The sequence below is a fragment of the Kocuria sp. KSNUG genome, assembly GCF_049532735.1.
GTDB lineage: Bacteria > Actinomycetota > Actinomycetes > Actinomycetales > Micrococcaceae > Kocuria > Kocuria rhizophila.
Window position 1 is genome coordinate 251,143 of the sequence record NZ_CP150981.1, and the last position, 13,893, is coordinate 265,035.

The 13,893-nt window shown below is 68.8% G+C and carries 9 protein-coding genes; 6 read left to right on the top strand and 3 right to left on the bottom strand.

Going from position 1 to position 13,893, the window contains the following annotated elements:
* Positions 1–11: 11 nt before the first annotated feature.
* Positions 12–2,006: a M13 family metallopeptidase gene (locus tag AABM36_RS01115; RefSeq protein ID WP_423446794.1), complete on the top strand. Its 1,995-nt coding sequence runs from the start codon at positions 12–14 to the stop codon at positions 2,004–2,006.
* A 196-nt stretch (positions 2,007–2,202) separates the two neighbouring features.
* Here AABM36_RS01115 and AABM36_RS01120 read toward each other — a convergent pair whose 3' ends face one another.
* Positions 2,203–2,658 (bottom strand): DUF4190 domain-containing protein, encoded by a 456-nt coding sequence (locus tag AABM36_RS01120; protein WP_070637041.1) that lies wholly within the window; start codon positions 2,656–2,658, stop codon positions 2,203–2,205.
* Between the two features lie 150 nt (positions 2,659–2,808).
* Here AABM36_RS01120 and AABM36_RS01125 point away from each other — a divergent pair, with 150 nt between their 5' ends.
* The 3 genes from AABM36_RS01125 (at position 2,809) to AABM36_RS01135 (ending at position 5,210) form a co-directional block, all read left to right on the top strand.
* Positions 2,809–3,201, top strand: a complete 393-nt coding sequence (locus AABM36_RS01125) for a YidH family protein (RefSeq protein WP_070637043.1) — start codon at positions 2,809–2,811, stop codon at positions 3,199–3,201.
* Positions 3,198–3,539, top strand: a complete 342-nt coding sequence (locus tag AABM36_RS01130) for a DUF202 domain-containing protein (protein ID WP_070637045.1) — start codon at positions 3,198–3,200, stop codon at positions 3,537–3,539. The genes AABM36_RS01125 and AABM36_RS01130 overlap by 4 nt, the downstream gene beginning before the upstream one ends.
* A gap of 279 nt (positions 3,540–3,818) precedes the next feature.
* Positions 3,819–5,210, top strand: a complete 1,392-nt coding sequence (locus tag AABM36_RS01135) for an amino acid permease (protein ID WP_423447879.1) — start codon at positions 3,819–3,821, stop codon at positions 5,208–5,210.
* Between the two features lie 171 nt (positions 5,211–5,381).
* Here AABM36_RS01135 and AABM36_RS01140 read toward each other — a convergent pair whose 3' ends face one another.
* A complete protein-coding gene (locus AABM36_RS01140) occupies positions 5,382–6,671 on the bottom strand; it encodes an adenylosuccinate synthase (protein WP_070637049.1) in 1,290 nt (429 codons plus the stop codon).
* A 263-nt stretch (positions 6,672–6,934) separates the two neighbouring features.
* Here AABM36_RS01140 and AABM36_RS01145 point away from each other — a divergent pair, with 263 nt between their 5' ends.
* Positions 6,935–10,795: a S8 family serine peptidase gene (locus AABM36_RS01145; protein WP_223246184.1), complete on the top strand. Its 3,861-nt coding sequence runs from the start codon at positions 6,935–6,937 to the stop codon at positions 10,793–10,795.
* Between the two features lie 167 nt (positions 10,796–10,962).
* Here the strand turns inward: AABM36_RS01145 and AABM36_RS01150 are convergent, their stop codons facing one another.
* On the bottom strand, positions 10,963–12,141 hold the full coding sequence (locus tag AABM36_RS01150; RefSeq protein WP_135010907.1) for a polysaccharide pyruvyl transferase family protein: 1,179 nt from the start codon (positions 12,139–12,141) through the stop codon (positions 10,963–10,965).
* A gap of 259 nt (positions 12,142–12,400) precedes the next feature.
* On the opposite strand from AABM36_RS01150, the gene AABM36_RS01155 reads away from it, so the two are divergent.
* Entirely contained in the window at positions 12,401–13,876 is a 1,476-nt protein-coding gene (locus tag AABM36_RS01155) for an amino acid permease (protein WP_102614009.1), read from the top strand.
* The last annotated feature ends 17 nt before the right edge of the window (positions 13,877–13,893 follow it).

Here is a 13,893-nt window from a genome sequence, read left to right on the forward strand (position 1 = left end):
AGCGTGTGACCATGACGACTTCTGTGTTCGACCTCGACGCCTTCGACCGCTCGGTCCGCCCCCAGGACGACCTCTTCCGCCACGTCAACGGCACGTGGTTGCGCACCGCGCAGATCCCGGACGACAAGGCCAGCACCGGTGCCTTCGTGGAGCTGCGGGACCAGGCCGAGCAGGCGGTGCGGGAGATCATCACGGGCGCGAGCGCGGACGGTGAGCGGACGGCGTCGGCGGCGGAGCAGAGCGCGGAGACCAAGATCGCACTGCTGTACCGCTCCTTCATGGACACCGAGCGCATCGAGGAGCTCGGCGCCGAACCGCTGCGCGAGGACCTCGATGCCGTGGCCGCGATCGACTCGCCGCGCGCGCTGTCCCGCTGGTTCGGCACGGCCATGCGGCGGGGCATCGGCGCAGCGCTGGACATCGACCTGGACTCGGATCCGGGTGACCCGCAGCGCAACCTCGTGTTCGTGGGCCAGTCCGGGCTGGGCCTGCCGGACGAGGAGTACTACCGCGAGGAGCAGTACGCGCAGATCCGTGAGCAGTACGTGACGCACGTCCAGACCATGCTCGAACTCGCGGGGTTCGACGACGCCGCGCAGCAGGCTCGCGCGGTTGTGGACCTGGAGACGCGCATCGCCTCCCACCACTGGGACAAGGTCACGGTCCGGGACCTCACCAAGATGTACAACCCCATGAGCTTCCAGGAGCTCACGGGCCAGACGCGGAACCTGGACTGGAACGCGGTCCTCGAGGGCATGGGTCTCACGCCGGAGCACCTGGCCACGGTGGTCAACGCCCAGCCGAGCTTCTTCACGGGCCTGGACGAGCTGCTCACCCAGGACGAGATGGACGCGTGGAAGTCCTGGGCCCGCTGGCACGTGGTCTCCTCCCGCGCCGCGTACCTCTCGGAGCCGTTCGTGGCCCAGAACTTCGCGTTCTACGGCACGGTGCTGTCCGGGACCCCGCAGCTGCGCGAGCGGTGGAAGCGCGGCGTCGGGCTGGTGAACGGCGCGCTGGGCGAGGCCGTGGGCAAGCTCTACGTGGCGGAGCACTTCTCCCCCACGGCGAAGGCCCGCATGGACGAGCTGGTGGCCAACCTGCTGGACGCGTACCGGGACTCCATCGAGAACCTCGACTGGATGACCGAGGGCACGCGCGCGGAGGCGCTCAAGAAGCTCTCCGGGTTCACCCCCAAGATCGGCTTCCCGGACAAGTGGAAGGACTACTCCGCCCTGGAGATCCGCGGGGACGACCTCGTGGGCAACGTGGTGCGCACCACCCAGTTCGCGGTGGACGAGCTCGCGCGCAAGGCCGGGCAGCCCGTGGAGAAGCACGAGTGGCTCATGACCCCGCAGACGGTCAACGCCTACTACCACCCGCTGCGCAACGAGATCGTGTTCCCCGCCGCCATCCTGCAGCCCCCGTTCTTCGACGAGACCGCAGACGACGCCGTGAACTACGGCGGCATCGGCTCGGTGATCGGCCACGAGATCGGGCACGGCTTCGACGACAAGGGCTCCACGTGCGACGGCGAGGGCCGGCTGCGCAACTGGTGGACCGACGAGGACCGCGCGGCCTTCGAGGAGCGCACCGCCCGCCTCGTGGGCCAGTACGCGGCTCTCACCCCCGCCCAGTTCGGTGACGACGACGCCGCGCCGCACGTCAACGGCGAGCTCACCCTGGGCGAGAACATCGGAGACCTGGGGGGCCTGTCCATCGCCTACAAGGCATGGAAGCGCGCCCAGGAGAAGAGGCCGACGCCGGACACGGAGAGCATCGACGGCTACACCCCCGCGCAGCGGCTGTTCATCTCGTGGGGCTACGTCTGGCAGGAGAAGTCCCGGGACGAGGCCCTGCGCACGCGCATCGCCACGGACCCCCACTCCCCCGCCGAGTTCCGCGCCGGGCAGACCCCGCGCAACGTGGACGCGTTCTACGAGGCGTTCGACGTCACGGAGGGCGACGGCATGTGGCTGCCCGAGGAGGAGCGCGTCACCATCTGGTGACCCTCCCCGGGTACGACGACGGCCGGTTCCCTCGCGCTCGAGGGGACCGGCCGTCGTCGTCACGGACTCGTGGAGCCGGCCTGCGGTGTCCCACGAAACCGCCCGGGCGGGAGGCGGGGCACCTCACGGGTGGGTGCCGAGTGACAGGGTGTGTGCGGCGGTGCCGCGAACCTGCCCAGCGCTCCGCCCTGGAACGTCAGACCGAGGAGTCCGCCACGCTCGGCATCTGGGTGATGAACACTCCCCACATCACCAGGATGAACACGAGCCAGAGGATCACGAGCACCAGCATGACCAGCCCCACCCAGCCCAGCACCTTGCCCGCGGTGGCTCGGCCGCCCAGCTTCTCAGCCTTGTTCGCCTGCCACAGCGCGAACGGCGCGAGGAGAGGGAGGACGGTGACGGACAGGATGCCGAGCACCAGGGACGTGTCCGTGCTCCTGGTGGCCTCCGCGTAGCGCTGCGCGTCCTGGGGGCAGCCGGGAACGTACTCCCAGCGCCCCGCCGGCTGGGCGTAGGGGTGGTACTGGTTGGTGTCCACGGGCACGCCCCGAGCTTCCTGCGGATCCACGGAACCGTGGTGTCGCTGCGGGCCGCGAGGGACGTCCTCGTGGTTCCGGGGTTCCCGGGTCGGCTGGTTGCTCGAACTCATGGTGCGTCCTCCAGGACGTAGGTATTTGCGAGTGCGACCATCCTCTCCCGGGTTGCTCCCAGGAACAAGGAGCCGGGACTGGGCACCGGTCGTCCGCTCCGGATCCGCCGTACGGCATACCATCGGGGGAGGAGCACCCCGAGGAGGACCGTGAGCCATCCCGAAGACCCGGACGCGCGCCGTCGTGACCCCGTGAGCCGCCGCCTGCTGCGCGGCGGGACAGAGCCGGACCCCCGGTTCACGCTGGCCAACGAGCGGACCTTCCTGGCCTGGATCCGCACCTCCCTGGCCTTCCTGGCCGGGGGCATCGCCGTGGAGGCGTTCACGGGCGACATCTTCGACCTGGCACTGCGGAAGGTGCTGTCCATCGTGCTACTGCTGCTCGGCATGCTGCTCAGCGCCGGAGCCGCCGTGCGGTGGATCAAGGTGGAGCGGTCGATGCGGCACAAGACCCCCCTGCCGCTCCCGCTGATCGCCCCGTTCGTGGCAATCGGCGGGGCCATTGCCTCCGGCGTCCTGGTGGCCGTGGTCCTGGCGCGATGACCTCCCCACCGGCCGCGAACGTGTGCGGGCACGACGACCCGGGGCTGCAGCCCGAACGCACCGTGCTGTCCTGGGGCCGCACGCTGCTGTCACTGTGCGGTGCGACCGCTCTGCACCTGCGGTGGCTCCCGACGCACGGCGCCTTCGTCCTCAGCCTGCTCATCGTGGCCCTGAGCCTCGCGGCCGGTATCTATGCCACTCAGCGCATGCGCTATCGCCGCTCCGTCACCGGTATTGCCACTGACGAGATCACCCCCGACGCCGCCTCTGTCCTCCTGACCGCCGCGGCCTGCGTGCTCCTGGGACTGCTGGGTATCGTGGCCATCCTGTTTTTCTGAGGAGTTGTCACCACTTAGGCGGGTCCGGGCGTGGGAATGCCCCGCGAGCCGGACGGGCCGCGCATAATGGCGGACAGCCGCAGAACCGCTGCGCGACCCCGGATCCACAATCCCTGGGAGGACCCAGTGTCTTCATCTTCATCCGGCGGCGGACACGCCGGGGCGGCCACCACGCCACCCCACGCCACTGTCAACCGCCAGCCCGATCCGCAGCAGCCCGGCCAGGGAGATCCCGCTGACGGCTCGCTGCAGCGCACCCTGAAGTCCCGCCACCTGACCATGATCGCCATGGGCGGTGCCATCGGCACCGGCCTGTTCGTGGCCTCGGGCAACTCCATCAACACCGCGGGCCCCGGCGGCGCGCTGGTGGCGTACGCGGCCATCGGCCTGATGGTGTTCCTGCTCATGCAGTCCCTGGGCGAGATGGCCACGCACCTGCCGGTGGCAGGCTCTTTCGAGGAGTACTCCACCCGCTACATCAGCCGCTCGTTCGGCTTCGCCATCGGCTGGAACTACTGGTACAACTGGGCCATCACGGTGGCCGCAGAGCTCGTGGCCGCCGCGCTGGTGATGCGCTACTGGTTCCCGGACGTTCCCGCGTGGATCTGGTCCGCCGTCTTCCTGGTCATCCTGTTCGCACTCAACGCCCTGAGCGCACGCGCGTACGGCGAGGGCGAGTTCTGGTTCTCCCTGGTGAAGGTGATCACCGTGGTGATCTTCCTGATCCTGGGCGTCCTCATGATCCTGGGGATCCTGGGCGGCCCCTCCCCCGGGTTCCACAACTGGACCGCGGGCGAGGCGCCCTTCGTGAACGGGTTCACGGGCATCATGTCCATCTTCATGGTGGCCGGCTTCTCCTTCCAGGGCACCGAGCTCGTGGGCGTGGCCGCCGGCGAGGCGGAGAACCCCGGCGAGACGGTCCCCAAGGCCATCCGCACGGTGTTCCTGCGCATCCTGCTCTTCTACATCGGCGCGATCACCGTGATCGGCTTCCTGATCCCCTACACCGATCCCAGCCTGCTGGCGAGCGACGTGGAGGACGTCTCCATCTCCCCGTTCACGCTGGTGTTCGAGCACGCGGGTGTTCTGGCCACGGCCTCCGTGATGAACGCGGTCATCCTCACCGCGATCCTCTCGGCCGGCAACTCCGGCCTCTATGCGTCCACGCGCATGCTCTACGCCCTGGCGAAGAGCGGCAAGGCCCCGCGCTTCCTCGCCACGGTCAACCGCCGCGGCGTGCCCATGCACGCGCTGCTGGCCACCACGCTCATCGGCATGTTCTGCTTCCTCACCACTCTGATCGGCGAGGGAGAGGCGTACGTGTGGCTGATCAACGCCTCCGGTCTGGCCGGGTTCATCGTGTGGATGGGCATCGCGTGGAGCCACTACCGGTTCCGCAAGGCCTACGTCCTGCAGGGCGGAGATCCCAAGGACCTCACGTACCGGGCGCGCTTCTTCCCGATCGGGCCCATCGTGGCACTGGTCATGTGCGCCATCGTGATCGTGGGACAGGGGTACAGCATCTTCACCTCCGGGGACGTCAACCCCCTGAGCCTGCTGTCCTCCTACCTGGGCCTGCCGGTGTTCCTGGCCCTGTGGCTCGGCCACAAGCTGGTCACCAAGGACAAGCCGGTGGACCTGCGCACTGCGGACGTGACCCCCGGGCACTGACCTCGGCACCCAGCGCTCCGTGGCGCGGCTCGGTGCGCGGGCGTCGTCGTACGACGCCGCCCGCGCGCTCGCCCAGGCCGGCCACCCGCCCCGCGGGAACCGTCCCGCAACGGGAGAACCGCCCCGTTCTCTGGAGAGAGCGGGGCGGTTCCGTGTCTGCGGGCGGACGGGTCAGTCCGCGATCAGGTCCCGCACCACGATGGTGTCGTCGCGGTCCGGCCCCACGCCGATGGCCGAGATCCGGCAGCCGGACATGGCCTCGAGCGCGTGGACGTAGTCCTGCGCGTTCTTCGGCAGGTCCTCGAGCGACCGTGCTCCCGTGATGTCCTCGGTCCACCCGGGGAACGTCTCGTAGACCGGCTTGGCGTGGTGGAAGTCGGACTGCGTCATGGGCATCTCGTCGAAGCGCTGACCGTCCACCTCGTAGGCGACGCACACGGGGATCTCCGTGATCCCGGTGAGCACGTCCAGCTTGGTGATGAACAGGTCCGTGAAGCCGTTGATCCGCGCGGCCTGGCGGGCCATGACGGCGTCGTACCACCCGGTGCGGCGGGGACGGCCGGTGTTCACGCCGAACTCCCCGCCCGTGGTGCGCAGCCGCTCCCCCATCTCGTCGAAAAGCTCGGTGGGGAACGGGCCTGCCCCCACCCGGGTGGTGTAGGCCTTCTGGATTCCGATCACGCGGGCGATGCGCGTGGGGCCCACACCTGAACCCACGGAGGCGCCGCCGGCCGTGGGGTTGGAGGAGGTGACGAACGGGTAGGTTCCGTGGTCGACGTCCAGGTAGGTGGCCTGCCCACCCTCCATCAGGACCACCTCGTCGCGGTCCAGGGCCTCGTTGAGCAGCCGGGTGGAGTCCACGATCATGGGGGACAGTCGCTCCGCGAAACCCATGAAGTACTCCGCGATCTCGTCCACCTCGAACGCCCGCCGGTTGTAGAGCTTGACCAGCAGCTCGTTCTTCTGACGCAGCGCACCCTCGATCTTCTGCCGCAGGATGGATTCGTCCAGCACGTCCTGCACCCGGATGCCCAGGCGCCCGACCTTGTCCATGTAGGTGGGGCCGATGCCGCGCCCGGTGGTGCCGATCGCGCGCTTGCCCAGGAACCGCTCGCTGACCTGGTCCAGCGTCTGGTGGTACGGCGCCACGAGGTGCGCGTTCGCGGAGATCCGCAGGTGCGAGGTGTCCGCGCCGCGCGCCTCGAGACCGTCGATCTCCTCGAAGAGCGCCTGGGGGTTGATCACCACGCCGTTGCCGATCACGGACGTGGCATTGGGGCTCAGGATGCCTGCGGGGAGGAGCTTGAGCTCGAACTTCTCGCCGCCCACCACCACGGTGTGCCCGGCGTTGTTGCCGCCGTTCGGCTTGACCACGTAGTCCACGCGACCACCGAGCAGATCCGTGGCCTTACCCTTGCCCTCATCGCCCCACTGGGCGCCGACGATCACGATTGCTGGCATGGAATCACTCTCTGTGCGGGTGCGGCCCCGGGGGCCGGAGGAACCAACGGCCCAGTCTACCCGGAGCGCCCGGGAGGCCCGTGTGGGCGGGGCGCCGCGACCCGATCGGCGCCGGGGATGCTACTACCGCGCAGTACCCAGCTCATTTTCAGGTGTAACACAGGTGATTTTTACGAAATCGTTGCTTTTCACTGCAGAACAGCGTACCCTGGGGGCACTGTGATGCATCTCACGGCATCGCCCCCAATGTCAAAGGACGAGACATGAATCACGAAACACGAGCAGGTCGCGGCAGAGCCGCCAAGACCTGCCTGGCTACAGCCCTGGGCCTGTCGCTGGCCCTGGGAACGGTGCTGCCGGCCAGCGCCGTGGACATGACCCCGGCACCCAAATCGGATGACCTCAACACCCAGAACCCCGACAACCTCATCAGCTCCGAGCTGAAGAAGGCCGAGGGTCAGGTAGCCGTCTTCGTCCAGCTCAAGGGCCAGAGCGCCTTCGAGGCCACGCAGCCAGCAGGCGTGCGCACCGGGGGGCAGAACCCGGTCCAGGCCGCCGCCCAGGTCCAGGCCATCCGCCAGTCCGTGGACAAGGCCAGCACCACCCTGGCCTCCGAGTCCGGCTCCGAGGTGCTCTACACCACGGCCAACGCCATGCGGGGCGTGGCCCTCCAGGGCGATGCCGCCAAGCTGCGCGAGCTCGCCAAGCGCTCCGACGTCGTGAAGGTCTCCAAAATCGTCCCCAAGTTCCGCAACAACGCGGGCTCGGTCGTGGACACCGCCACCCTGGACTCCTGGACCCAGACGGGGCAGACCGGCAAGGGCGTCAAGGTCGCGATCATCGACTCGGGCATCGACTACACCCACGCAGACTTCGGCGGACCGGGCACCGCCGAGGCCTATGCGAAGGCCAAGGCGTCGAACGACCTGCCGTCCAAGGACTCGGGGCTCTACGACCCCAAGAAGTTCGTGGGGGGCTACGACCTCGCCGGTGACGACTACGACGCCCGGATCCCCACCAGCGTGGCAAAGCCGGACAACAACCCGCTGGACTGCGAAGCAGGCGGTCACGGTACGCACGTCTCCGGCACCACCGCCGGCTACGGTGTGGGCGAGGACGGCAAGACCTTCCGGGGCGACCACACCAAGCTCACCAAGGACCAGGTGGGCAAGATGAGGATCGGTCCGGGCACCGCCCCCGGGGCCGAGCTGATCGGTCTGCGGGTCTTCGGCTGCGAGGGCTCCACCAACCTGGTCATCGACGCCATGGACCGTGCTCTCGATCCCAACATGGACGGGGACTTCTCGGACAAGGCGGACATCATCAACATGTCCCTGGGCTCCGACTTCGGCCCGGCCGACGATCCCCAGAACGACCTGATCGACGCCCTGTCCCGACAGGGCATCCTCTCCGTCATCGCGGCGGGCAACGCCGGCGACTCCCACGAGATCTCCGGTTCACCGGGCAGCGCGCGTTCCGCCCTGACCGTGGCCAACTCACAGGGCAGCACCGCCGTGCAGGACAAGGCCGAGGGCCTGTCCCCGGACAGCGCCAAGGGTGAGCTGATCGGCTCGTACAGCGGCAGCTTCAACTACGCGGGTGCCAAGCCCGAGCAGCTCGAGGGCAACGTGGTCGTGGCGCCTCAGGACAACAAGTTCGGCTGCAGCCCCTTCTCGCAGGACTTCGCGGGCAAGTGGGTCATGCTCGACTGGGAGGACAACGGCCCGTTCCCGTGCGGCTCGAAGGTCCGCTTCGACAACGTGGCCGCTGCCGGCGGCAAGGGCGTGGTCCTGGAGTCCGACTACTCGGTGGACCCCTCCGCCATTGCGGGCAACGCCAAGATCCCCGGTCTGCTCATGAGCAAGGAGTCCGTGGCCAAGATCAAGCCCGCGGCCCAGGCCGGCGGCGCCAAGATCAAGATGTCCCCGGAGTGGATCGGTGCCGCCAAGGCGCAGACCGGCCACAAGGACCAGGTCAACGACTCCACGTCCCGCGGCCAGCACGGTAGCAACGGCGTCATCAAGCCCGACGTCGCCGCGCCCGGCACCGCGATCGGCTCGGCCGGTGTGGCCCAGGGCAACGGCGTGGCGGTCATGACCGGCACCTCGATGGCCACCCCGCACGTGGCGGGCATCGCCGCTCTGGTGCAGCAGAAGCACCAGAACTACAGCCCGCAGCTGCTCAAGTCCGCCATCATGAACACCGCCGTCCACGACGTGCACGCCGCGAACGGTGCGACCTCCGCGGTGGACCGCGTGGGTTCGGGCCGTGTGGATGCACTGCGCGCCGTGAACCAGGACGTGATGGTCTACGACAAGGCTGATCCCGCACTGGTCTCCTCGACCTTCGGCGTCACCGAGATCAAGGACGGCAAGCAGAGCTTCTCCCGTGAGCTGGTCCTGGACAACGCCGGCGGCGCCGCGCACACCTACAAGGTGCGCTTCGACGCCTCCACCGACGTTCCGGGTGTGACCATCTCCGCTCCGAGCTCCGTGACCGTCCCCAAGGGCGGCAAGGCCACCATCAAGGTGACCGCCACCGTGGACCGGGCCCAGATGAAGAAGACCCACGACCCCTCGGAGGCCGTGACCCAGCTGGGAGAGGCGCGTCAGTTCCTGGCCACCGAGTCGGGCCGCCTGGTGCTGAGCGAGAACGGCAAGGACATGCGCCTGCCCATGTCGATCGCGCCGAAGCCGTCCGCGGACATGCGCGTGGACAACGCCAAGCTGGACCAGTGGGACAAGAACAACACGAGCAGCGTCTCCCTGGCCGGCACCGGCCTGGACCAGGGCGGCTGGAAGTCGGCCGTGGGTGCCTTCGAGCTGGGTGCGAAGTCCGCTCGGATGGACGCCACCGACCTTGCCGGCGGCAACTCCCAGTTCGCGGACCTGCAGTACGTGGGAACGTCCTCCAACATCCCGCAGCTGAAGGCCGAGAAGGGTGATGTGGCCAAGGACGGCCTCATCAACTTCGGCATCTCCAGCTGGGGCAACGCCTCCACCATCAAGCCCGACGTGGAGGTGGAGATCCCCATCGACACCTCCGGTGACGGCCGCCCCGACTACTACGCGGCGCTGAGCCGCGTGGACGGTCTGGACTACCCCGTGGTGAATCTGTACGGCTACGTCAACGGTGAGCTCACGGTGATCGACAGCCAGCCGCTGAACGGTTCCTGGGGTGACGTGGACACCAACACGTTCGACACGAACGCCATGGTGATGCCTGTCAGCGCCGCCAAGATGGGCATTGATCCCGCCAAGGCCGACACCAAGCTGACCTACCAGGTGAACACCTACTCTGCGAACGTCAACGGCGCGGTGGACCGCTCAGGTGCCATCACGTACAACCCGGTCAACCCGAAGGTCTCCTTCCGCGGTGAGAAGTTCAATGCGTCGCTGTTCAACGACCAGCCCGGCAAGAAGCTGACCGCGCACCGAGCGTCCAGCTCGACCAAGGGTGAGGCCCTGTTCCTGCACCTGCACAACGCCACCGGGGACCTCTCCGGCATCAAGGCGGGCCAGGACGGCGCCAAGGCCGAGGTGAAGACCGTGCAGTCCCCGGCGGCACCGCCGGAGACCCAGAACCCGATGTTCAAGGACGTCCCGAAGAGCCACGTGTTCTACTCCGAGATCTCCTGGCTGGCCAACAAGGGCATCACCAAGGGCTGGCCGGACGGCACGTTCCGCCCGGGCCAGTCCGTGCAGCGTGATCAGATGGCCGCGTTCCTCTACCGGATGGCCGGCTCGCCTCAGTACACCCCTCCCACGAAGTCTCCCTTCAAGGACGTGCCCACCAGCCACGTCTTCTACAAGGAGATCTCCTGGATGAGTGAGCAGGGCATCACCAAGGGTTGGCCGGACGGCACGTTCCGCCCCGGTCAGCAGATCAGCCGCGAGCAGATGGCCGCGTTCTTCTACCGCATGGCAGGTTCGCCGGCCTACACCGCCCCCGCGAAGTCCCCCTTCAAGGACGTTCGCACCAACCAGGAGTTCTACAAGGAGATCTCCTGGATGAACAGCGTGGGCATCGCCAAGGGCTGGCCGGACGGGACCTTCCGTCCCTACGAGCCGGTCAAGCGCGATCAGATGGCTGCCTTCCTCTACCGGTTCGACCAGATGAAGTAGCCCACAGGGACGGGTTGCGGCACCCCCGCTGATCCGCCCCGTCAACCGCAAGGGCCCCGTGACCTCCACTCCAGGAGGTCACGGGGCCCTTGGCGTGGCAGTGGGACCAGGTGCGCGGCGAGCGTACGACGCCCGAAGGTCAGGGTCCCGGGCCCCGTGACCCCCGCCTACCGCCCGTAGAGCTGGGCGGCCTCGTCCCGCTTGGCCCGGACCGCCTCGGCAAACCCGGAGGGCGCGGCAAGCGCCTCGAGTCCCACGGGGTCCAGCTGCTCCCCGGCATGCCTCACGGTCCACTGGGAGCCGGCCTCCACCACGGACTGGTGCTTGACGTCGTAGTACCCGGGCTTGCCGCTGAGAGCAACCCCCCGGGCGCCGTGCAGGGCGGCGATCAGATGGTGGTGGAACCGGGTGGTGAGCCACACCTGGTGCGGGCCGAAGGTGAAGTCCCCGTCCCACGCGGCTTGGAAGGGGATGAACCCGTCCGGTGCCACCACGTCCCGCAGCCGGTCGAAACCCACGTAGTCGTCCCCGGGAATGGCCTCCAGGTAGCGCACGGATTCGCGGGGCAGATCCCACCGCTGCAGCTGGGCGCGGGCGAATTCCAGCATCCTCTCGAGTGCTCCCTCGGCCAAGGTGTCGGATTGGATGCACAGCACCACTTCCGTGGGCGTCCACGGTCCGTCCGCCCCGGCGCTGACCCTGCCCCCGCCCTGGTCGCCCAGCAGGCCCAGGGTTCGCGCGTGGCGGGGATCCTCTGCGAGGAGGAAGGCGTCGTCGAACCCCAGGGGAATCCCGGCGGCGTCGGCGCTGGGACGGTCCCGCACACTGAGGTGGTCCAGGTCGGAGAGGGGATCGCCGGCGAAGGGCATCAGGCCCTGGCCCGTGGCGAACAGCCGTGCTCCGGAGAGTTCGCGGACCGTGCGCATGGCGTCGACCACCTGGAAGTTCTCCGGCCAGTTCGCGTGCAGCACCCCGCCACCCAGCAGGTGCACCGTGCCCGCTTCCCGCAGCGCGAGCAGACCGGCGTCGTACTTCGGGGAGCCGAGGTCCTCGATCAGGCTGCGCATGGAGCGGTCCAGACCGTGGAACCTCTCGTGCATGGCTCGGAACACCGTGTTGACCACGTGCAGGCGCGGGTGCAGTCCTCGCAGCAGGGCGGTGACGGTCCCCGGTTCGCGCACGTCCAGCCACACGTCCGTGGTGGGCGCCACCCTGGCGAGGTGGTTGACCCAGGCCGCGGCGATCAGCTCGTCCCCGAAGTTCGGGTAGCCGGCCCAGGAGATCAGGTAGATGGGCTGCCTGCGGGTGCGAGGGACGCGGCGGTGGTCCTGCAGAAGATTGCGCATGACCGCAGACTACCGACGGCCCGGATCCTCCGCTCGACGTCAGGGCGGTGTGACCAGCGGCAGTGGTGGCGTGGCGGACGGCTGCGCCGGGGGCTCCCCCGGGCGCCGCAGAACCGGGGCACCGCCGCGGTCAACGGGCCGCGGTTGCGCGCCGCCCGCCGTGCCGACGACGCTGTCCCCCGCCGGCGTCGACGGCTCCGCCCTGCCCCGGCCGGTGGCCGACAACGGCCCGCTGGGCGTCCGGGTAATCTTTTCTCCCATGACCTCCCCGCGCGCTCCCCACCATTCTCCCGCCGAGTCCCCGGGAACCGGCTCGGGCAGTGTGATCCACGGGGGCAACCGGGAGCACACCCCGCACGTGCCCTCGGGCCCTGAGCACGGCAGCTACCTCAAGCCCCGGCACCTGGTGATGATGGCGCTCGGCTCGGCCATCGGCACGGGGCTGTTCGTGGGCACGGGTGCCGCGATCCAGACGGCCGGTCCCGCCGTGCTGATCTCCTACCTGGTGGCGTGCACACTGCTGGTGCTGGTGATGCGGGCCCTCGGTGAGATGGCCGCGGCGGACCCCTCCTCCGGGGCGTTCTCCACGTACGCCGGCAAGGCACTCGGGCCCACGATGGGCCGCGCGCTCGGCTGGCTGTGGTGGGCGCAGATCGTGGTGGTCGTGGCCGCGGAGGCCACCGCCGCCGCGCAGCTGGTCACCGAGATGTGGCCCTCCCTGCCGCAGTGGGCGTGGGCGCTGATCTTCATGGCGGTGTTCACCGTGATCAACCTGGTGCGGGTCGGAACACTGGGCGAGGCCGAGTTCTGGTTCGCACTGCTCAAGGTGGCGGCCGTGGTCGGGTTCCTGGTGGTGGGCGTGCTGCTGCTGATCGGCGCGCTGGACGTGCCGAGCCCGGGACTGTCCAACCTCACCGAGCACGGCGGCTTCATGCCCAACGGCCTCACGGGTGTGGCCTCCGCCCTGCTGGTGGTGGTCTTCGCCTTCGGTGGCACCGAGCTGGTCACCATTGCCGCAGCGGAGACCGAGGATCCCCAGAAGAACGTGGCCGATGCCATCCGCACCATCCTGGTGCGCATCCTCATCTTCTACGTGGGTTCCGTGTCCGTCATGGTGCTGGTCCTGCCGTGGGACAACGAGGGCCTGTCCTCCAGCCCGTTCGTGGCCGTGCTCACCGAGGCCGGGATCCCCGGCGCGGACGTGCTCATGAACATCGTGATCGTGCTGGCCCTGCTGTCCGCACTGAACGCCAACATCTACGGCAGCTCCCGCATGCTGTTCTCCCTGGCCCGCCGCGGCTCGGCCCCGCGCGCGCTGGCGAACACGACGCCGCGCGGTGTGCCGCGTGCGGCGGTAGTCGCCTCGGTGGTCTTCGGCTTCATCGCCGTGGTGCTGAACTACCTGTGGCCGGAGACCGTGCTGAACGTGATGCTCAACCTGCTGGGCTCCACGTGCCTGGTGGTGTGGGGCATCGCCCTGGTCTCGCAGATCATCCTGCGCCGGCGCATGGACCGCGCTGGTGAGTCCTCGCCGCTGCGGATGTGGGCCTTCCCGTGGCTCTCCTACTTCGCGCTGGCCCTGCTCGCGGCCATCGTGGTCATCGGACTGCTGGACCCGGCCGTGCGCATCCAGTTCATCGCCACGTTCGTGCTGGTCTGTCTGATCGCCCTGGCGTGCAAGCTCTTCATCCGCAACGACGACGCCGCCCGGCCCGCTCCCGCACCCACCTCCTGACCGCGGCGCGGGACCCG

Coding starts and splice junctions, on each gene's coding strand:
- AABM36_RS01145 (WP_223246184.1), top strand. CDS start 6,935: ATGAATCACGAAACACGAGCAGGTCGCGGCAGAGCCGCCAAGACCTGC.
- AABM36_RS01155 (WP_102614009.1), top strand. CDS start 12,401: ATGACCTCCCCGCGCGCTCCCCACCATTCTCCCGCCGAGTCCCCGGGA.
- AABM36_RS01135 (WP_423447879.1), top strand. CDS start 3,819: ATGATCGCCATGGGCGGTGCCATCGGCACCGGCCTGTTCGTGGCCTCG.
- AABM36_RS01130 (WP_070637045.1), top strand. CDS start 3,198: ATGACCTCCCCACCGGCCGCGAACGTGTGCGGGCACGACGACCCGGGG.
- AABM36_RS01150 (WP_135010907.1), bottom strand. CDS start 12,141: ATGCGCAATCTTCTGCAGGACCACCGCCGCGTCCCTCGCACCCGCAGG.
- AABM36_RS01140 (WP_070637049.1), bottom strand. CDS start 6,671: ATGCCAGCAATCGTGATCGTCGGCGCCCAGTGGGGCGATGAGGGCAAG.
- AABM36_RS01120 (WP_070637041.1), bottom strand. CDS start 2,658: ATGAGTTCGAGCAACCAGCCGACCCGGGAACCCCGGAACCACGAGGAC.
- AABM36_RS01115 (WP_423446794.1), top strand. CDS start 12: ATGACGACTTCTGTGTTCGACCTCGACGCCTTCGACCGCTCGGTCCGC.